Here is a 19,348-nt window from a genome sequence, read left to right on the forward strand (position 1 = left end):
GACTGAGCCTGTTGAGGCTGCGGTTGCCTTCGAGACGCTGACTTCTAAGGTTGTCAATGACAAGGGTGAGGACACCCCTGACAATGACAAGCCGAACGAGATTGGTGAGCACAAGGACATCGATGATGATGACCAGACTGTGACCAAGAAGAAGAATGCGATTGTTTCTACGAACGCGGACTTCGAGAATGGTTCGAAGGAAGTTGTTGCTGGTGGCAAGATTGTGGACCAGGTTTCCTACGAGGGTTTGGTTCCGGGTAAGGAATACTCCTTGGATGCTCAGCTGATTTCCAAGGATGACGGTAAGACTGTTCTGGGTGAGACTAAGGGTCATACCTTCACTCCGAAGAGTGCTAATGGCTTTGAGGCTGTCACCATCACCGTTAATGATGATGTGACTGAGCCTGTTGAGGCTGCGGTTGCCTTCGAGACGCTGACTTCTAAGGTTGTCAATGACAAGGGTGAGGACACCCCTGACAATGACAAGCCGAACGAGATTGGTGAGCACAAGGACATCAACGACGAGGATCAGACTGTCCCGAAGGGTGATAAGCCTTCCGAGACCACCACTCCGTCTACGACTACGACTGACGTCGTGCCGGGTAAGCCCGATGACGGTGGCGAGGATGAAACCTCTACGCCTTCTTCCTCTGAGGATTCCTCTACCTCGACGACTAGCGAGACCTGCGAGTCTGAGGAGCCGGGTGACTCTGAGAGTGAGCAGCCTTCCGAGTCTGAGGAACCGTCTGAGTCTGAGTCCAGTGAGCCTTCTGAGTCCGAGTCTGTAGAGACCACGTCTTCTGAGGCTTCCGAGACCTCTGAGTCTGACGAGCCTTCGGATTGTGGTTCGACTACTCCGGAGAAGCCGGGCGAGCCTTCTGAGTCGACTGAGCCTAACGAGCCGGGTACCCCGAACACCCCTGGTGGTGACGACGAGAAGGACACCCCGAAGGTTTCCACCAATGCGGACTTCGAGGGCGGCCTGCGTGAGGTTGTCGCTGGTGCCAAGATTGTGGACCAGGTTTCTTACGAGGGTCTGGTTCCGGGTAAGGAATACACTCTGGATGCCCAGCTGATTTCCAAGGAGGACGGCAAGACCGTTCTTGGCGAGACCAAGGGTCACAAGTTCACCCCGGATGAGGCTAACGGTACTGAGGCTGTCACCATCGTTGTTGATGACAGCGTGACCGAGCCGGTTGAGGCTGCGGTTGCCTTCGAGACGCTGACCTCCACCCAGGTGGATAAGCACGGTGAGGACAACCCGACCGATGAGGACAACCCGAACCCGGTTGGTGAACACAAGGACATCAATGACGATGACCAGACTGTGACTACCGAGACCCCGAAGATCACCACTAACGCTGACTTCGAGAAGGGGTCCCACGAGGTTGTTGCTGGTGCCAAGATTGTTGATGAGGTTTCCTACGAGGGTCTGGTTCCGGGTAAGGAATACACCCTGAAGGCTGAGCTCATTAACAAGAAGGACGGCGAGTCTGTGCTGGGTAAGGGTGAAGTTACCTTCACTCCGAAGAAGTCCAAGGGTATGGAGCCTGTCACCATCACCGTGAACGATGATGTGCAGGAGCCTGTCCAGGCTGCGGTTGCCTTCGAAGAGCTCACCTCCACCGAGGTCAATGACAAGGGCGAGGAAACTCCGGGTACTACTCCGGAGAAGCCGAACCACATTGCTGAGCACAAGGACATCAATGATGAGGACCAGACCGTGATCTCCCACGAGGTCCACGATCAGGACAAGCCAGGCGGCTCCTCGGATGGTTCCTCCAACGGTTCCTCGGATGGTTCCTCCAAGGGTTCCTCCAAGGGCAAGATTCCGTGGTGGCTCATCCTGATTCCGGGTATCGGCTTGGGCAAGATCATCAAGGATCACCACGACCACAACGACCATGGCAACCACAACGGTGGCCACGGTGACAACTCCAGCAGCCACAATGGTGGTAACGGTAAGCACACCGACGGCCACAAGGGCGGCAATGGTCACGAGGTCAAGGGTCAGGATGCTCCTCAGGGCGGCAATGCTGACAATGGACACGGCCGCGGCGTCGAGGTCCAGGGTCAGGAACCTGAAGAGACTGGCAACGCACTGCCATCCAACGCCGAGCGCGTTGAGATTAAGTCCGTACCGTCCGGCGCAACCGAGCTTGAGCCGGGTATGCAGGATTACATCAAGTAGTCCATAAGCATCGGTGAGGCGGCCCGCGGGTCGCCCCACTGGGGTTGAGACTTAAACACCAAAAATCCCCTCCAGGGTGTGATTGCACACGCTGGAGGGGATTTGCATATAACCTGCACAGGGTAGACAAATCGAGGAAGTGGAGGAAGCTAGCTATGGGAATGCACAGGGAACCAGAGCAGCCGGAGGACAACGGCGCTTCGCAGTACCCGGCGAGTGGGGAAGAAGGGGGCGTCGGCAAGCAGGGCATGGGTCGTGGCAAGCTGATTGCTATTATCGCGGCCATAGTCGTCGTCGCACTGGTGTTGTTGCAGGTAGTGCTGTATTTGGCGGGCGATGATGAGGATGAGGCCGGCTCGGCACCGGAGACGGTGGCCAGCGAGAGCGCACAGGATTCTGCACCGAAGTCCGATGCTTTCGTGGATGATTCAGGCCAGCAGGAGCACGAGTACGAGGCCGCCCCTGGTGAGTTCAAGGGCTTTGAGGGCATGTCGGTAGGCATCGACGGCGAGTACGCGGCTGTAGACCCCGTACAGGTCACGGACCAGGGCGTGCTGCTGCCGCCACACGACGTCACCCGCGTGGGCTGGTACTCCGCCTCCGCTGTGCCGGGTGAGCCCGGCAATGTGGGCTCGAGCGTGATTACCGGCCACATTAACTACCAGGGCCAAGGCACCGGCTATGCGGAGAAGTTCACCAAGCTAAAGAAGGACCAGGAATTTACCGTGGTCATCGACGGCCAAGAGCGCACCTTCCGCGTGACCGAGGCGCCGTACCGCCTGCCCAAGGGTTCCGGTTTCCCGGACGTGGTCAACGATAAGGAAGGCGAGAACCGCCTGGTTCTTATTACCTGCGGCGGCCAGTTCGTTGGCGGCGCGCTGGGGTATGAGGACAACATCATTACCGTAGCGGAGCCGGTAGGCGAGCCAGAGCAGCCCGCCGAGCAACCGGCGGGGGAGGCCCCGGCTGAAGCCCCAGCCGAGGCACCGGCTGAGGCCCCTGCAGCCTAGGCAGAAATGTTTCAGGCGCCCTGTGGAATTGCCCACAGGGCGCCTTTGCTTATGCGCGGCACCTGGCATGTGGGTAGTGGGGTTGGGGCCTAAATATGAAATAATTTAAGGCAGTAACCGCCGCTGCCTGCGGCTTAGAAGGAGCATTTTCATGGATAATCCAGGCGAGATCGCCGGTCATATTGGCACGCCGCTGACCAGCAATGCCACCAAGGTATTGCTGTTGGGCTCGGGCGAGCTGGGCAAGCAGCTGGCCATGTCCTTCCAAAACCTGGGCTTGGAGGTCCACGCGGTGGACTCGTATGCGGGCGCGCCGGCGCACCAGGTGGCGCAGTATAGCTACGTCGCCGATATCAAGGACGCCGGGCGCATCCTGCAGCTGGCTCAAGAGATTCAGCCGCATTTTGTGGTTCCAGAGGTAGAAACCGTTGCGGTAGAAGCGCTGGAGGAGATGGAGGCGCATAGCGACGCCATCGTGGTCCCCTCCGCCCGCGCCTGCGCCATGACGCAGGACCGCCAGTGCGTGCGCGAGGTGGCGGAGAATATCGGGCTGCCGGTTTCCGCGTATCGCTTTGCTAGCTCCGTGGAGGAGCTGGAAGAAGCGGTAGGGGAGCTGGGCTTTCCGTGCATCATTAAGCCGGACGTGTCCACCTCCGGCAAGGGACACATGATTGCTCGCGATGAAGAGGATGTGCGCACCGCGTGGGAGACCGTGCGGCGCGTGTCCTCGGATTCGCAGCGCGTGGTGGCCGAGCGCTTTGTGGACTTTGACCTCGAGGTCACCCTGCTGGCCATCCGTTCCATCGATCCGGCGACGGGCAAGTTGGCCACGTGGTTTAGCGAGCCTATCGGCCACCGCCATGAGCGCGGCGACCTCGTGGAGGAGTGGCAGCCTACCGGCATGAGCGAGATTGCGCTGGAAAACGCGCGCTCGGTGGCCGCGCGCATCTCTAATGAGTTGGGCGGGCGCGGCGTGTACTGCGTGGAGCTCTTCGTTGCGGGCGATGACGTGTACTTTTCTTCCGTGTCCCCGCGGCCCTCGGATACGGCGATGCTGACCTGCTATACGCAGCGTTTTTCCGTCTTTGACCTGCATGCGCGCGCGATTTTGGGCTACCCCATCGACGCCACCCTGGTCACTCCGGGTGCCAGCGTGGTCATCCACGCGGATGAGGAGCTGAATGAGGTGGCCTATACCGGCATCGCCGCGGCCCTCAACTACGCAGAGACGGACGTGAAGCTCTTTGGCAAGCCCGGGGCCTACAAGGGCCGTCGCATGGGCTTGGTGTCTGCCACCGCGGAAAGCGCGGAGGAGGCGCGCGACCGCGCAGCACTAGCCGCGCACAAGATCGAGGTGACCTCCACGCCGGGCCTTTTGGCCCAGGGCGGTGCGCGCGGCATCCAGCCGGAGGCGGATAACGTCCCCGATATCGAGGTCGTGGAGTACGAGGGCGGCGTGGAGCTCGACCCAAAGCTTGCCTCCGGCGTGGACGACGCCGACTAGGGCGCGGGGCGCAGCATCGGCTGGTGGGGGACTCCCTCGTCGTCGAATAGCTCGCCTACCGGAGTAAAGCCAAAGCTGGCGTAATAGTCCACGAGGCCGGCCTGCGCCTCCAGGTAAAGCGGCTGGCCTGGGTGCATGCGCTCGCCTAGGTCGACGGCCGCCTGGAAGAGTTCGCGGCCGAGGCCCGTGCCGCGCGCGGCGGGCGCGAGCGCGAAGCGGCCGATCTGGGCGCCGGTGGTGGCGTCGGCAAGCGTGGCGTCAGTAGGCGCGGCTGGAAAGACGCGGGCCGTGCCCAGCAACTCGTGGGTGTCCGCGTCCCAGGCCAGCAGGTGCACGGTCTGGGGATCGGCGTCGGTGGCGTCAATCTCGGCGTACGGGCAGCGCTGCTCGTGCACAAAGACGTCCACCCGCAGCTTGTAGAGCTGGTGGACGTCCAAGGCCGCCAGCTGCCCCAGGGGCGCGGCGGTAATGGTGTGCGGCACGGGTTAGGCCTGTGGGCCGGCGTGCTTGACCATCTCGTCCCACTCGACGATCTTGATGCGCTCGCGGCCGTGCGGCTCGCCAGCAGCGCGCTCGGCGGCATCCAGGCGGTGCCAGCCTTCCCAGGTGGTCACGGCGATATCGCGGGAAGCCAGGAAGTCCAGGATATCCTGCGGATCGCGCTTGGTGGCCGGCTCCAAGTCGCCTGCCTTGTAATCGGCGATGAGCATGGTGGTGGTGTCCTTGGCATCGGACTTGGTATTGCCAATCAGGCCCACCGGACCGCGCTTAATCCAGCCGGTGGTGTAGAGGCCGGGGAGCTTTTCGCCGTCGACATTGGCCAGCACGTGGCCGCCGTCGTTAGGCATGGTGGCCTGGGTCTCGTCGAAAGGTACGCCGTCGACGGACTGCGGGTGGTAGCCCACTGCGCGGTAGACCGCCTGCACCGGCCACTCGGTGAACTTGCCAGTACCGGTTACAGTGCCATCGCCGTTGAGCTCGGTGCGTTCGGTCTTAATGGCGGTGACGTGGCCGTCCTCGCCCAATACTTCTACTGGGGACTCGAAGAAGTGGATGTAGAGCTTGTGCGGGGCATCGCCTGGCTCGCGCATGGCGTAGGACTCCAGCGTCTGGCACACCAGGTCGGTGGATTTGGCGGCGCGGCGTGCCTCTTCAGAGGCGGCGTCATACTCGATGTCCTCGGGGTTGACGATGACCTCGATGGTCGGGGATTCGTCTAGCTCCTTGAGCTCCTTCGGCGTGTACTTAGCCTGTGCTGGGCCGCGGCGGCCGAAGACGTGGACCTCCTTGGCGCGGTTTTTCTTCAGTGCTGCGTAGACGTTATCCGGGATTTCGGTAACCAGCAGCTCGTCGGCGGTCTTGGCCAGGATACGGGAGACGTCGAGGGAGACATTGCCCACACCGACGACGGCGACGGACTCTGCGGAGAGATCCCAATCGCGTTCGAAGTTGGGGTTGCCGTCATAAAAGCCCACGAATTCGCCGGCGCCATGGTTGCCCTTGAGATCCTCGCCCGGGATGCCCATGCGCTTATCGGCGGTGGCACCGGTGGCGAAGATGATGGCGTCATAATACTCGCGCATCTCCTCGACGGTGATGTCCTTGCCCACCTCGATATTGCCCAGGAAGCGGATCTCTTCCTTTTCCATAACGTTGTGCAGGGACTGCACGATGCCCTTAATACGCGGGTGATCCGGTGCCACGCCGTAGCGGATCAAACCGAACGGCGTCGGCATCTTTTCAAAAAGATCGATCTGCACATCGAGGTCGGATTTCACTAGAAGGTCAGAGGCGTAAATGCCTGCCGGGCCGGAGCCGACCACGGCGACGCGCACTGGGGTAGTCATGTGCTTAGGGTGTCCTTTCTTTCGTTGTGCTGCATATTCTACGCGGTCACTATGCGATAAAAACCACAGCATTACTAACCCCAGTTTAGGGAGGTCACGATGGGGCATAGGAGGGGGTAAATCGCGTACAGTGGAGTAGTCACCGCGCGCTGATAACTGTGATGACTGACATGAAGTTATGAGGCGCGTTAATTGTGTTCAAGTGACCGTGAATGAAAGGTAAATTGCATGTCTGCATCGCATTCCGCAGTTATTAGCGCTATCGGCCGTGGCTTCGATGGCCTCGATGTGCCCGCCCTGGCTCAAGACCTGGGCGCGGAGCTCATCCGCCTCGAAGACTTCGATGCCACCGTCGCCGCCGTCCTGGCTGAGGCTCCCGCCGCTGAGAACATCGTGGCGCAGGGCACCGGCGATATCGCCTTCGATGCTGAAGTAGCTGCCGCCCTTGGCCTGCCGCTGGCCATCATTTCCGGCGCCCCGCAGCGCACCGGCGAGCTTGCCCAGCACAATGCGGAATCCCTGGGGGCTACCGTCGCTGGCATCTTCACCGACCTGGAAGCGGTTCCGGGCGCACTTGCTGCGCTTGGCGACGTCTCCCCGGTCATGTCCGCAGACCTCTTCCAGAAGCAGCTCATTGACCAGGCCCGCGCCGCCGGTTCCCACATCGTCCTGCCAGAGGGCGACGATGACCGCATCCTCGAGGCCGCCCACGTGGTACTGCGCGATAAGGTTGCCAAGCTGACCATCCTGGGCAACGAGGCCGATATCAAGGCCCGCGCCGAAGAGCTGAAGCTCGACCTGGCTGGTGCCGAGATCATCAACCACCTCGAGTCCCCGCTGGCAGAGGAATTCGCCGCCGACTTTGCCGAGCTGCGCAAGAAGAAGGGCGTAACCCTCGAGCAGGCTCGCGAGACGATGAAGGATATTTCCTACTTCGCCACCATGATGGTGCACAAGGGCTTGGCCGATGGCATGGTCTCCGGCGCTGCTCACACCACCGCCCACACCATCAAGCCTTCCTTCCAGATCATTAAGACCAAGCCGAACGCTTCCGTGGTCTCCTCCATCTTCCTGATGGTCATGCGTGGCCGCCTGTGGGCCTTCGGTGACTGCGCCGTCAACCCGAACCCCACTGCCGAGCAGCTGGGCGAAATCGCCATCGTTTCCGCACAGACCGCCTCCCAGTTCGGCATCGACCCACGCGTGGCCATGCTGTCCTACTCCTCCGGCACTTCCGGCTCCGGCCCGGACGTTGACCGTGCAGTGGCCGCCGTCGAAGCCGCCAAGAAGCTGGATTCTTCCGTCAAGGTGGATGGTCCGCTGCAGTTCGACGCCGCCTGCGACCCAGGCGTTGCGGCTAAGAAGATGCCGAATTCTGACGTTGCCGGTCAGGCCAACGTCTTCGTCTTCCCGGACTTGGAGGCCGGCAATATCGGCTACAAGACGGCACAGCGCACCGGCGGCGCGCTCGCCGTGGGCCCGATCCTGCAGGGCCTGAACAAGCCGGTAAACGACCTGTCGCGTGGCGCGACCGTTCCGGACATCATCAACACCGTTGCAATCACCGCTATTCAGGCTGGAGAGAAATAAATGTCATACGTTCTGGTCCTTAACTCAGGTTCTTCCTCCGTTAAATTCCAGCTGGTCGATCCCGAGTCCAGCGCCACGGATACCCCGCTGGTCTCTGGCCTAGTCGAGCAGGTTGGCGAGCCCCTCGGTGCCGTCACCGTCAAGACCGGTGGCGAGAAGTACAAGGAAGAGCTGGAAATCCCTACTCACTCCTTCGGCCTTGAGCGCGCTTTTGCCATCATGAGCGAGCACAACGTTGGCCCGACCGACGTGGATGTTATCGCCGTTGGTCACCGTGTTGTTCACGGCGGCCGCCTCTTCTCCGAGCCGCAGCTCATCGTGGACCAGATTGAGTCCATGATTGAGGACCTCATCCCGCTGGCCCCGCTGCACAACCCGGCCAACCTGGACGGCATCCGCGTGGCCCGCAAGATGCTGCCGGATATTCCGCACGTTGCCGTCTTCGATACCGCGTTCTTCAACACCCTGCCGCCGGCAGCGGCGCTGTATGCCATCAACAATGAGGTGGCATCCAAGTACGATATCCGTCGCTACGGCTTCCACGGCACCTCTCACGAGTTCGTCTCCCAGCAGGTACCGGGCCTTTTGGGCCGCGACCCGATGCACACCCACCAGATCACCCTCCACCTGGGCAATGGTGCGTCCGCTGCAGCCATCCGCAATGGCCGCGCCATCGATACCTCGATGGGCCTGACCCCGCTGGCTGGTCTGGCTATGGGTACCCGTTCCGGTGACATTGACCCGGGCATCATCTTCCACCTCGTCCGCCAGGCGGGCATGAGCGTGGATGAGATTGATAACCTGCTCAACAAGCAGTCCGGTGTCAAGGGCATCTCTGGCGTTAACGACTTCCGTACGCTGCGCGAGCGCATCGATAACGAGGACCAGGACGCTTGGCTGGCTTATAACATCTACATCCACCAGCTGCGCCGCTTCATCGGTTCCTACATGATTGCCCTGGGCCGCGTGGACGCCATCACCTTTACCGCCGGTGTGGGCGAGAACGATACCGAGGTTCGCCAGGACTCCCTGTACAACCTGGATATGTACGGCATCCACTTTGATAAGGAGCGCAACCTGGTCCGTTCCGACCGGCCGCGCATGATCTCCACCGAGGATTCCCCGGTTAAGGTCTTTGTCGTTCCGACCAACGAGGAGCTGGCTATCGCTCAGAAGTCCGCCGAAATCGCCGCAATGGCGCGTGAGGCTGGCCTCTACAAGTAAAGGCTCTTACATCCAGTTAGAAGCTGGAATGTGAACGAGAGGCGTGCGATCCATAAGGGATCGCGCGCCTCTTTTTTATCTCTGAACCTAGTACAGCAAGCGTTTCGTTTATTTTGTTTATTCTGTAGGGTGGGGGTATGAAGGACTTACAAAATGGCGGGACAACTCGGGGTACCAGCCCAGCGGAAGAAGCTTTATTAAGGCTCAATTCTGTGTTGGAGGCAGAAGATTCACCGGCACCAGTGGATATATTCGTGCAAGGAACCGAGCAAACAATCGCAATTCCACGAGAGATCGCCGAAACCCTGCAAAAAGTTCTCGCCATCGAAGCGGCAGGGAAATCGGTCCGCGTAGTGCCCGAGGAATCCGAATTCACCACGCAACAGGCAGCAGACTTTCTCAATGTTTCGCGGCCACACGTTGTAAAGCTTATTGATGAAGGGAGCCTTCCCGGCTACAAAGTTGGGTCCCATCGCCGCGTGAGTCTTGCGGATCTGCAGAAATACAAGAATGAAAGAGATGCCAGTCAGCGCCGTGCCGTAGCTGAATTGACAGCCTTATCGGAGGACCTGGAGCTTTATTAGTGGGGCGGTTGACGGTTGTTTATGACGCCAATGTGCTCTACCCGAGCTTGCTTCGTGATGTCCTGATAAGGGTGGCTGGTAGCGGTGTATTCCGTGCCCGATGGACGGAGAGAATCCTAGATGAAGTCTTCTTTAACTTGCAGCGCAATCGTCCTGATTTAGACCCTAAGAAGTTATCCCGCACCCGTAGATTGATGTGTTTAGCGGTCGAGGATTGTCTTGTGACTGGATACGAGGAATTAATTGATGATCTATGGCTACCAGATCCGAATGACAGGCATGTCCTAGCGGCAGCAATTAGTTGTGGTGCTCAAAGTATCATTACTGAAAATGTAAAAGACTTTCCTTGTTCCATTCTTGATGGTTTTGGCATTAGACGGCAGAGCGCAGATGAGTTTTTGTGCGAATTGATCGCTTCTTCGCCCGCGATTGTGCAGCATTCGATTGAGGACGCGGCTGCCGCTTTTAAAAAGCCACCGCGAAGTGTGGACGAGGTCCTAACGGCATTAGCGTTATCGGGAACACCGAGGGCAGTTGAAATGCTTCGTTCTTAAATTTTCAAACGTGTCGTCTGATTTATGCAGCGCAGGATGGCCTAGAAGATGTGCCGCTTGTGGGGCGGCTGTACGAGCCTGTGTAGCGATTAGAAGGTAGTGACGGGGCGGACCTGGTTGGCTAGGTCAACGAGCGCGTAGCGGTGGCGGCTAAACGGTGCCTGGCGCGCGAGGGCGCGGAGTGTCTCGGAGAGACCGGTGCGCAGGCCACGCTGGGTAAAGGCGTATTCGAAAAGGTCGTTGGGGGAGGCGGCGCGCGAGAGATCGGCATTGCGCAGGAAATTCAGGCCGGCGGAGATGACGGCAATCTTGATCTGGAGGAAGCGCGGCTCGTTGGTGGGGACCTCTTCGAGGCGTCGGGCAGCGCGGCGGATGCGGGACTCGGAGAGATCGTGGACGATGAGCTGCAGGATCGTCGTCAAGCGGGCCATGCGATAGTGGCGCGAGGCATTGGGGACCTTGTCGAGGACCACGACGGCTACCTCCACCTGGCCTTCGGAGCGTAGCTGTCGGGCGAGGCCAAAGGAGGAGGAGACGGTGGTGGGGTTGGTGGACCACACAATGCCGTAGAGGCGCATGGAGTTAAAGCGTAGCGCGGCCGGATCCTGGGTGACGTGGTTCCAGATTTCCGGCTGGCCCTCGAAGGCGGAGTTAGGGAGATCGGCCAGCGTGGAATGCATATTGGAGCAGGCCCGCGCCACGGTGGGGTCAATAAGCGCGGTATCGCTATAGTCCAGCTGCTGCAGGATGAGCTCGTTGATGGCGGCAATGGCGAGCTTGGGGGCCGCCTCGCCCGGCAGGAGGTCGAGGACGGTGGAGAAGTATTTTTGAGCGTCACGGTAGTCGTCGTGAAGCAGCTCGGTAATGCCGGCGTACCACTGGAAGCGCCAGTCCCGGCCGAGGCGATCCTCGATGGAGCTCAGCCACTGGCGGGCTTGGCCGGTATAGCCCAGGTCGATCATGGAGCGCACCACGCCCAGCGGGATTTCGGCCGAGTGCTCGTACTCGGGGGTCTGCATGGCCTGGCGGAGGGTCTCCAGGGCCTCCTGTGGCTCCGCATAGGAAGCGCCCTGCAGCAGGCCGGCGCCCACGTCATCGCGGTCCAGCAGCGGGGTAGGCAGGGCGGAGACGACCTCGGGGGCGGTGATCTGGACGGTGCGATCGATGCCGTCGATAAGCTGATCCGTGCGGAAAACCAGGTGCTTGGTGCCAAAAGTGGTACGTTGCGGCGAGAACAGCGAATGCTGAGAGGGGTACTGCAGGCCGTCGCGGATGGCAATGACCTCGCGCAGCACGCCGTAGAGCTGGGTGCGCAGCTCCTTGATGGAGGTAAAGCGGCGCTCCGGATCCGGGTCGGTGGCGCGCTGCAGAAGGCGGTAGAGCGACAGGAAGCGACGCAGCTCCGGCTCCTCGGTTGGGGTGGGGATGCCGGGCAGGTAGACGCCGTCCTCGGTAGGCAGCTTGAGGCACAGCGAGGCCAGGGTACGGCCGATGGTGTAGATATCGCTGGCGATGGACGGGCCCTCGGTGGCCACTTCCGGGGCCTGGTAGCCCTTGGTGCCGTAGATATAGCCAAACGCGCCAATGCCGGAGACCGCGCCTAGGTCAATGAGCTTGACCTGGTCCTCGGTGACGATGATGTTATCCGGCTTTAAGTCGTTATAGACCACCCCGCGCGAATGCAGGTACTCCAGGGCCGGCAGGATTTCTAGGATATAGGCGATGGCGATATCGACCGGCAGGAGCTTATCCGGCTGCTTTTTGCGCCTGCTTCTTAGCGACGGCCCGCCGACATACTCCATGACAATAAAGCCGCCGGGCACCCGAGCGTCATCGATGAAATTGAAAATCTTGACGATGCCAGGGTGGGTAATATCGGCGAGAAATTCGCGTTCTGCCACCGCAGCGGCGGTTTCATCGGCCGATTTTTGGGCCTGCATACCTTTGAGAACCACCACTCTTCCGGAGACAAAGTGATCATTGGCCAGGTAAATCCAGCCCATGCCGCCGTGGGCGATAACGCCCAAGATTTCGTACTGGCCGGCCACCATGTCACCGGGCTGTAGCTGTGGCGGCGGAATCTTCTTGCCGGAGGATTCCTCGGTGGGGTCAATGAGGGCATCGGTCGGCTCGGCCGGGGTGATAAACGGCAGGCGCACCATGCCATCGGCCACGCGGCGCTCGGAGCGGTGGGTGCCGCGGCGCTCGCGGAAGGTGTCGAGCGCGCGGCGGCGTGAGCGTTGCGAGGAGTCCTCTTGGGATTTTTGGGCGCGCTGCTGTTCGCGTTGGGCGCGGATATTGTCTAGGTCTGCTAACAGGGTGGAAATGTGGTCTGGGTCGATGGAACCATCGGCGTCCTCGTCTTCGTCCGCGAAGGGATCGAAGGCAACCGCGGAGGTCCCGGCGTCTTCGCCGGGCTCATCCTCATCGGCGAAGGGGTCGAAGGCCACGGCCGCAGTGCCCTCGTCGTCCTCGTCCGCAAAGGGGTCGAAAGCCACGGCGGCGGTAGCTGGGCCGTCGTCTAAGGGGGCATCGTCTAGCGCATCCGGCTCCTGCGCGGAGTTGGCGGCATTGGTGGGCTGGCGGAAGGCGCGCTGGGTATCGAGGTTCTCCGGCTCGATGTATTCGAGCTCGTCATCGCTGAAATTCGGGTTATGGCTCATGGCTTAGCGTCCTCCTCGATGTACTTTCCGGCCGGCAGGGTGGGCTCCTCCAGGTAGGCGCCGAGCCACTCCTCAAAAATGGAAGACCAAGTGCCGTCGCGGCGGATGCGCTCGAGCGTGGAATTTACTTGGCGCAGCAGCGGGCGGGTGTCATGCTGCTTGCTGGGGCGGCGCACGGCCACGCCGTAATTCTCGGTCTCTAGCGGCTCGCCCACGATGGAGGTATAGGAGTCTTGGGCGGCCATGCCGGAGAGCAAGGCATCATCGACGACGATGCCATCGGCCTGGTTAAGCTGCAGGGCCATCAGGCAATCGCCCCAGGAACGGGTAACCAAGATATCGGACTTGGGGGCGTGTTCGCGGATGGTTTCCAGTGCGGTGGACGCGCCCACACCGCATAGGGTCTTGCCGGCGGCGTCCTTGACGGACTTAATACCGGAATTGGTGAGCACCAGCATGCGGGTTTGAGTGTTCATATAGGGAATGGAAAAGGCCACGTCGTGCTCGCGCTCCGGGCTGATGGTCATGGTGCGCACGATCATGTCCACCGCGCCGGTATTGAGGGCATTAACGCGGTCGGAGGATTCTATGAAGCGGAAGTCCACCTTATTGGGATCGCCGAAGATATCGCGGGCAATCTCGCGGGCGATATCCACCTCGAAGCCGCGCACGTCGCCGGTGGCGGCATCGCGGTAACTCATCAAGTTATTGGAACGATCCACGCCGACGATGAGCCGACCGCGCTTGACGATGTCCGGCACCCGCTCCTTCGCCTTCTTATCGTCCGGGCGGTAGCTGCCCTTAATCTCTTCCTCAGAGGCGCGCTGCGCGGCGGTGGAGCCGGCCTTTTCAACCTTCGCCCCTTCCGGCAGCGGCGGGCCCGGCCGGGAGTCGAGGGGGCGCTCGGCGGGCGCCTCCAGCGGCGGGGTGGAGCGAACATCGCAGGAGGCGAGCGGTAGCGCGGCGCAGGCGCAGGTGAGCGCGGCGAGGACGAGGCGTGTGCGGCGCATTAGAGGTACTCCTGCAGTCGGGGGCGGATGCCCAGCCACACGGCAATAATGGCGCACAAGGTCAGCAGGAACACGGCCGAGGACACCGCTGTCATAGCGGTCAGTCCGCGCTCTAAGTAGCTGCGCATGGCGATGCGCGCCTGGCCGATGAGATCCGAGAGCTCCGCGTCGAGCTCATCATAGGAACGCGCCGCGGTCATCTCTCCGTCCTTGGGCTCGGTGGCCGTGGCCTGGTAGATGGCCTCGTCATAGTCGCCGTCCTTGAGCGCACCCATGAGTTTGTCGTGAGTGCCGCGCCACTGCTCGGCGGCCGCCCGGGCGCTGTGGATGAGTTCTGGGTCGGTGACCTCCACATCCTCATCATTGAGCGCTTCTTCATAATCCTCGAGGGCCCCTTCGATGGAGTTGATGGAGCTGGAAAAACGCACCATTGAATCCTCCTCGGAGGAGCGCAGCACCAGCGCGAGGGTCTCGGAGGTGCGCGCCTGCTGCGCCTCAATTCGTGAGGCCGTGAGCGAATCCCACGGGCGTGAGGCCGTCTCGAAGCCCTGGTGGCCGGTGGACCAGGTGGCGAGGTTGGATAGCGCCACCCAGGAGATGGCCAAGAAAAGCAGCACGCTGGCAGTTAAGAAGCCGCGGTTAAAACGCCGGCGGGTCTGGCGCCACAGCCACCATTGGGCCACGGCGAGGAAGAAGAGCGCCGCCAAGAGGCCGGAGAGCGGCACCCACTGCGGCGAGGTGAGCTCTTGCTGCTGCTGGTTTACCTTGGCGGTGGTCAGCTGGAATAGCTCGGAGGCAGCCGGCAGAATACGCTCGCGCATGAGCGCCGAGGCATTGGACATATAGGAATTGGCCACCGCATTGCCCGCCCGGTGATTGGCGCGGGCCTTTTCCACCATTGCGGTATAGACGGGCAGCTCGCGTTGGATAAAGGTCACCAGCTCGCGCACCCGGCCATCCTCTTTGGTGGTGCCCAGCACGGATTCGGTAGCCGCCACTGAGGCGGCATCGATGGCCTCGTTATAGCTATCGCGGTTGCGCTCCGATTCCACGCCGGCCTGTACGAAGCCGGTGGTGGCCACGGTATCGGCCACTGAGAGCGAACTATAAAGGTGGTGTGCCGCGTTTGACATCGGCTCGGTGGTGGTCAGCAGCTCGTCTAGGTCGGAGTGGCGGGCGGCGGAAGATTGGGACATCGATAAGCCGGCGGCGCCTAGGGCTACGGTGAGAATGAGCGTGACCGTAAAAAGCTTGCCTGGGGTGGTGGAGGCGAAGTAGTAGAAGCGGCGGAGCAGGCGCGCCGGGCCCGCGAACCATTCCATGGCGCGGCTGCTGAGCCCGCTGAAGGCCGGGCCGGTGGGCGCGGTGACCTCATCGAGCCAGTGATCGCTCGGGTGAGCGTGCTCGTCATGCACGCTTTCTGCCCGGACTGCCTGCTCGGTCATTCACTCAGAATAGCGCCCGCAGTGTGCTGGGCGCCACCATATACCCGCGTGTGTGGCTAGGATAGGCAGCATGCATAACCCTCACAGTGGAGACGGCTGGGCGGCAGGCCCCGGCGGCATTCGCGTCTGGGGAAAATTTGGTGCCGCCGGCCTCTTCCTCGTCGCCGGGCGCAAGGTGCTCCTCCAGCACCGCGCCGCGTGGACCAATCACGGCGATACCTGGGGGATTCCGGGTGGCGCCCGCGATTTTGCGGAGACGCCTACCCAGGCCGCGCTGCGTGAAACCCATGAAGAATGCGCGATTGCACCCCAAGATGTGGAGGTGCTCGATGCGCGGGTAACGGCCGGGCCCTATCCCGCGGCGGGGGATCTTCCGGGGGAGTGGACCTACACCACCGTCCTAGCACGCACGCGCACCGGCGCCCCGCTTCCTACTACAGCTAATGAAGAGTCCTATGAGCTGCGCTGGGTGCCTTTTGAAGAGGTAGAAAGCCTCCCCCTTCTGGCCGCCTTCCGCCACGCCTTTCCCACCCTGCGGGAGAGTGTGGAGGCATTGAACAGGTAAAGTTGCCGGATTTATGGCACGCTAGTGCCATGATCGAAGTAGAAGGACTGACTAAACAATATAAGTCTGTCCGCGCCGTTGACGATCTCACCTTTCAGGTAAAACCCGGCATGGTCACCGGGTTCCTGGGCCCCAATGGCGCGGGCAAATCCACCACCATGCGCATGATCCTGGGCTTGGACACGCCGACGGCCGGCAGGGCGCGCATCAATGGCAAGCACTACCACGAGCTGAAGGATCCCCTGCGTGAGGTAGGCGCCTTGCTCGATGCCAAAGCGGTGCACCGCAACCGCAGCGCCGCCAACCACCTGAAATGGATTGCGCAGTCCAACGGCATTTCTACTTCCCGCGTTGATGAGGTCTTGGGGCTGGTAGGGCTTTCCGACGTCGCCGGTAAGAAGGTCGGCGGCTTCTCCCTCGGCATGGGCCAACGCCTGGGCCTGGCCGGCGCGCTGCTCGGTGACCCCGGCATCCTCATCTTGGATGAGCCGGTCAACGGCCTCGATCCGGAGGGCATTCGCTGGGTCCGCCAGCTCGTGCGCGCCCTAGCCGATGAAGGCCGCACCATTTTGATCTCCTCCCACCTGCTCTCGGAGATGTCTCAGACCGCCGATCACCTGGTGGTCATTGGTAAGGGCCGCCTAGTGGCGGACCAGCCCACCTATGACTTTGTGAAGGACCACTCGCAGTCCTCCGTGCTGGTGCGCTCCGACCATCTCGATGCCTTTAGCTCCGCGCTGCGTGCCGAGGGCATCGCCTTTACCGAGTCCACCGACGAGGAAGGCCGCCCCCGCCTGGTGATTTCCAACCAGACCACCGACTTCGTGGGCCAGCTGGCCTACTCCACCGGGGTGCCGCTTAATGAGCTCAGCCTCAAGCGCGCCTCCTTGGAGGACGCTTTTATGGAGCTTACTGGCGACGCCGTCCAGTACCACGGCTCCACCGGCGCCCCCAACCCGGGCATCGCTGGCACCGCTGGCGCCGCCACTCCGTTCGCTCGACCCACCCAGCAGGAGGTTTAATTCGCCATGCTGAATACCTTGAAGTCCGAATGGACCAAGCTGCACACCACCCGCTCCTTCTGGTGGACCACCTTCATCTTCCTTTTCTTTGCCTGGGGTTGGGCCATCCTCAATGCTCGCTTGACTAAGCCGGCAGAAACCCCTGAAGAGGCAGCGATGGGCATGGGAGTTATCACCTCGGATGGCGCGGTGTCCTTCCTATTGTTCCTTGGCCTGCCCGTGCTCATGATCCAGGCCATCATGATCGTGACCACCGAGTACCGCTATGGCACGCAGACCATTACGTTTATGGCTACCCCGCGCCGCTGGTCGGTGGCCTTGGTCAAGCTGCTCATGTACGCGGTTATCGCGGCCGCGCTGACCTTTATCGCCGTGGCGGGCGCCTACCTGCTTACCGAGCTTTTTGCCCACGATGAGGTAGCCGCGCAATTCCACCCTTGGGACGATGAGATGGGCCAAAAGCAGTTGTGGAAGTACCCGCTGGCTGCCGCGCTGCTCGTCCTCTTCTCGCAAGGGCTGGGACTGCTGCTGCGCTCGACGGCTGGTGCCGTGGCAATTGGCCTCATCCTTTTCCTCGGCGTGGACAATCTCGTAGCCACCATCCCCAAGGTCGGCAGCAAGCTGGTGAACTACATGCCGTTTAAGTCTTTCCAGTCCTGGCTGCTGGAGATGGAACCTGTTGATGCTCCGTGGAAGGAAAACTGGGGATTTTGCCTGGTATTTGTTGCCTGGGCCGTTATCCTGTGGGGCCTCGGTGTCCTCTTGTTGCAAAAGCGCGACGCCTAAGCGGCTCTAACGCACAGCACCGGCCCGGATGGCAGCTCATGGGCTGCCTGCCGGGGCGGTTACTTGTCTCCGCAACAGCTTTCCTTTGAGGCTGGTGGCTAAGCCTAGAAGTTTGTCTGGATTATCTGCGGGACGTTGTTAAGAAAGTGCCCTCTGTGCTGCGCGCACGAGTCGGGCGAGCGTGGCGGCGTCTAGCGCGTACTCGTAGTCTCCACCGCCCCCGTGGGCTTCGATGAACAAGGCGCACAGGTGCGTGTCCTGGGCTTCATGAACAATGTCCGTCACCGCTTCACCCACCAAAGCGCATCGTTGACATGCAATGTGTACACTGCCCAGCCTGAATGTGCAGTGTAAATGTTTAGATTAGAGTTATATGTACCCCTCATATAGGTTATTTTGAATACCTTTCGCGAGACGCGAAAATCGAGTCTGCGCATGTGCTCATCTGGCGTTTTAACGAATTATTTAGTTTTTAGATAAGGTTTCAAAACACACATCTATGGACTGTGTGCAACCGTAGCGATACCCTAACTCAGGCTGTCAATTATCTGGTGTTCAGCTGTTTTTAAATGCGGTGGTGTGAAAGGGCTACGGATGAAATTCGCTAAGAAGCTGACTGCAACTATTGCGGTATGTGCAAGTGTTGCTTTTGCTGGTGCTGGTGTTTCAAGTGCCAAGGTTTTTTCACGGTCATTGGATTGGTGGTCGTATTGAAGAGGCGTATCACCGGCTTGGTGGGTGGAAGACTTTTGGTGACGCTACAACTGATGAGCGTGTAGCTAAAAATAATGGTCGGTTCCAGGTGTTTGCTAAGGATGCCTCCATTTACTGGCATGCCGGTGTTGATAATGGAATTGCTCACCAGGTGGGTGGGCGTATTCGCAATAAGTGGGGAGATCTTGGCTGGGAAGGCGCGGCCTTGGGATATCCCATTACTGATGAGTTGAAGACCCCTGATGGTAAGGGGCGGTTTAACCATTTCCAGGGCGGGTCTATCTACTGGTCGCCAGAGACTGATGCTCATCAAGTGTGGGGAGGAATTCGCGATAAATGGGCTCAGCAAGGCTGGGAGACCGGTGAGCTAGGATACCCAACCACTGATGAGTTGCTTACCCCAGAAAAGACTGGGCGCTACAACCATTTTCAAGGCGGATCTATCTACTGGTCACAAGCTGGCGGGGTCCATAGTATTTCTGGCCCCATTCGGGATTTTTGGGGAAGTCAGGGATGGGTGTCAGATGCGAGTTTTTGGTACCGGTGTTCTGGGGACTCGGTACTGTCGTGTTCCGGGTAGTTGGTACCGGGCCGAGGGGTACGTCGGCCCGGGCCGTTAGTCTTAGTCGTCTGGGGTGG

General features: G+C 60.7%; 16 protein-coding genes. 11 read left to right on the forward strand and 5 right to left on the reverse strand.

The annotated features are described in order from the left end of the window. The 3 genes from MHK09_RS11005 to purT all read left to right on the forward strand — a co-directional run. On the forward strand, positions 1 to 2,191 hold a 2,191-nt coding region (locus MHK09_RS11005), incomplete at its 5' end, for a VaFE repeat-containing surface-anchored protein (protein WP_250413567.1). Positions 2,192 to 2,346: 155 nt separating this feature from the next. After that, entirely contained in the window at positions 2,347 to 3,201 is an 855-nt protein-coding gene (locus tag MHK09_RS11010) for a class F sortase (protein ID WP_250411755.1), read from the forward strand. Between the two features lie 151 nt (positions 3,202 to 3,352). Beyond that, positions 3,353 to 4,705: a formate-dependent phosphoribosylglycinamide formyltransferase gene (gene purT / locus MHK09_RS11015; protein WP_250411753.1), complete on the forward strand. Its 1,353-nt coding sequence runs from the start codon at positions 3,353 to 3,355 to the stop codon at positions 4,703 to 4,705. Here purT and MHK09_RS11020 read toward each other — a convergent pair. Both MHK09_RS11020 and MHK09_RS11025 read right to left on the reverse strand, forming a co-directional pair. Beyond that, positions 4,702 to 5,187 carry a GNAT family N-acetyltransferase gene (locus tag MHK09_RS11020; protein WP_250411751.1) on the reverse strand — a complete coding sequence of 162 codons (486 nt, stop codon included), beginning with the start codon at positions 5,185 to 5,187 and terminating at the stop codon, positions 4,702 to 4,704. The genes purT and MHK09_RS11020 overlap by 4 nt on opposite strands. A 3-nt stretch (positions 5,188 to 5,190) precedes the next feature. Then, positions 5,191 to 6,552 carry an FAD-dependent oxidoreductase gene (locus MHK09_RS11025; protein WP_250411749.1) on the reverse strand — a complete coding sequence of 454 codons (1,362 nt, stop codon included), beginning with the start codon at positions 6,550 to 6,552 and terminating at the stop codon, positions 5,191 to 5,193. A gap of 228 nt (positions 6,553 to 6,780) precedes the next feature. Here MHK09_RS11025 and pta point away from each other — a divergent pair, with 228 nt between their 5' ends. From pta to MHK09_RS11045, 4 genes are all read left to right on the forward strand, one after another. After that, positions 6,781 to 8,142 (forward strand): phosphate acetyltransferase, encoded by a 1,362-nt coding sequence (gene pta / locus MHK09_RS11030; protein WP_250411747.1) that lies wholly within the window; start codon positions 6,781 to 6,783, stop codon positions 8,140 to 8,142. Continuing rightward, the gene (locus tag MHK09_RS11035) at positions 8,143 to 9,366 is read left to right on the forward strand and encodes an acetate kinase (protein WP_250411745.1); all 1,224 of its coding nucleotides are present in this window, start codon (positions 8,143 to 8,145) and stop codon (positions 9,364 to 9,366) included. It abuts the gene before it with no gap. A gap of 137 nt (positions 9,367 to 9,503) precedes the next feature. Continuing rightward, entirely contained in the window at positions 9,504 to 9,950 is a 447-nt protein-coding gene (locus MHK09_RS11040; RefSeq protein WP_250411743.1) for a helix-turn-helix domain-containing protein, read from the forward strand. Continuing rightward, complete coding sequence (locus tag MHK09_RS11045; RefSeq protein ID WP_250411740.1) at positions 9,950 to 10,504, forward strand: VapC50 family PIN domain-containing toxin; 555 nt, start codon at positions 9,950 to 9,952, stop codon at positions 10,502 to 10,504. The genes MHK09_RS11040 and MHK09_RS11045 overlap by 1 nt, the downstream gene beginning before the upstream one ends. Before the next feature lie 89 nt (positions 10,505 to 10,593). Here MHK09_RS11045 and MHK09_RS11050 read toward each other — a convergent pair whose 3' ends face one another. The 3 genes from MHK09_RS11050 to MHK09_RS11060 are packed head-to-tail and all read right to left on the reverse strand — an operon-like array spanning position 10,594 to position 15,622. Continuing rightward, the gene (locus tag MHK09_RS11050; protein ID WP_250411739.1) at positions 10,594 to 13,167 is read right to left on the reverse strand and encodes a serine/threonine protein kinase; all 2,574 of its coding nucleotides are present in this window, start codon (positions 13,165 to 13,167) and stop codon (positions 10,594 to 10,596) included. Next, the gene (locus tag MHK09_RS11055) at positions 13,164 to 14,177 is read right to left on the reverse strand and encodes a glutamate ABC transporter substrate-binding protein (protein WP_250411737.1); all 1,014 of its coding nucleotides are present in this window, start codon (positions 14,175 to 14,177) and stop codon (positions 13,164 to 13,166) included. Before MHK09_RS11055 ends, MHK09_RS11050 begins: the two co-directional genes overlap by 4 nt. After that, positions 14,177 to 15,622, reverse strand: a complete 1,446-nt coding sequence (locus tag MHK09_RS11060; RefSeq protein ID WP_250411734.1) for a GlnX family signal transduction membrane protein — start codon at positions 15,620 to 15,622, stop codon at positions 14,177 to 14,179. Before MHK09_RS11060 ends, MHK09_RS11055 begins: the two co-directional genes overlap by 1 nt. A 70-nt stretch (positions 15,623 to 15,692) precedes the next feature. On the opposite strand from MHK09_RS11060, the gene MHK09_RS11065 reads away from it, so the two are divergent. From MHK09_RS11065 to MHK09_RS11080, 4 genes are all read left to right on the forward strand, one after another. Further along, entirely contained in the window at positions 15,693 to 16,187 is a 495-nt protein-coding gene (locus MHK09_RS11065; protein ID WP_239230727.1) for an NUDIX domain-containing protein, read from the forward strand. A gap of 29 nt (positions 16,188 to 16,216) precedes the next feature. Further along, a complete protein-coding gene (locus MHK09_RS11070) occupies positions 16,217 to 17,209 on the forward strand; it encodes an ABC transporter ATP-binding protein (RefSeq protein ID WP_250413568.1) in 993 nt (330 codons plus the stop codon). Between the two features lie 6 nt (positions 17,210 to 17,215). Continuing rightward, a complete protein-coding gene (locus tag MHK09_RS11075) occupies positions 17,216 to 17,995 on the forward strand; it encodes an ABC-2 transporter permease family protein (protein WP_250413569.1) in 780 nt (259 codons plus the stop codon). 634 nt (positions 17,996 to 18,629) lie between these two features. Then, a complete protein-coding gene (locus MHK09_RS11080) occupies positions 18,630 to 19,289 on the forward strand; it encodes an LGFP repeat-containing protein (protein ID WP_250413570.1) in 660 nt (219 codons plus the stop codon). The last annotated feature ends 59 nt before the right edge of the window (positions 19,290 to 19,348 follow it).

The organism is Corynebacterium tuberculostearicum (assembly GCF_022347235.1).
Classification (GTDB): domain Bacteria; phylum Actinomycetota; class Actinomycetes; order Mycobacteriales; family Mycobacteriaceae; genus Corynebacterium; species Corynebacterium tuberculostearicum_F.

Coding starts and splice junctions, on each gene's coding strand:
- MHK09_RS11010 (WP_250411755.1), top strand. CDS start 2,347: ATGGGAATGCACAGGGAACCAGAGCAGCCGGAGGACAACGGCGCTTCG.
- purT (WP_250411753.1), top strand. CDS start 3,353: ATGGATAATCCAGGCGAGATCGCCGGTCATATTGGCACGCCGCTGACC.
- MHK09_RS11025 (WP_250411749.1), bottom strand. CDS start 6,552: ATGACTACCCCAGTGCGCGTCGCCGTGGTCGGCTCCGGCCCGGCAGGC.
- pta (WP_250411747.1), top strand. CDS start 6,781: ATGTCTGCATCGCATTCCGCAGTTATTAGCGCTATCGGCCGTGGCTTC.
- MHK09_RS11035 (WP_250411745.1), top strand. CDS start 8,143: ATGTCATACGTTCTGGTCCTTAACTCAGGTTCTTCCTCCGTTAAATTC.
- MHK09_RS11040 (WP_250411743.1), top strand. CDS start 9,504: ATGAAGGACTTACAAAATGGCGGGACAACTCGGGGTACCAGCCCAGCG.
- MHK09_RS11050 (WP_250411739.1), bottom strand. CDS start 13,167: ATGAGCCATAACCCGAATTTCAGCGATGACGAGCTCGAATACATCGAG.
- MHK09_RS11055 (WP_250411737.1), bottom strand. CDS start 14,177: ATGCGCCGCACACGCCTCGTCCTCGCCGCGCTCACCTGCGCCTGCGCC.
- MHK09_RS11060 (WP_250411734.1), bottom strand. CDS start 15,622: ATGACCGAGCAGGCAGTCCGGGCAGAAAGCGTGCATGACGAGCACGCT.
- MHK09_RS11065 (WP_239230727.1), top strand. CDS start 15,693: ATGCATAACCCTCACAGTGGAGACGGCTGGGCGGCAGGCCCCGGCGGC.
- MHK09_RS11070 (WP_250413568.1), top strand. CDS start 16,217: ATGATCGAAGTAGAAGGACTGACTAAACAATATAAGTCTGTCCGCGCC.
- MHK09_RS11075 (WP_250413569.1), top strand. CDS start 17,216: ATGCTGAATACCTTGAAGTCCGAATGGACCAAGCTGCACACCACCCGC.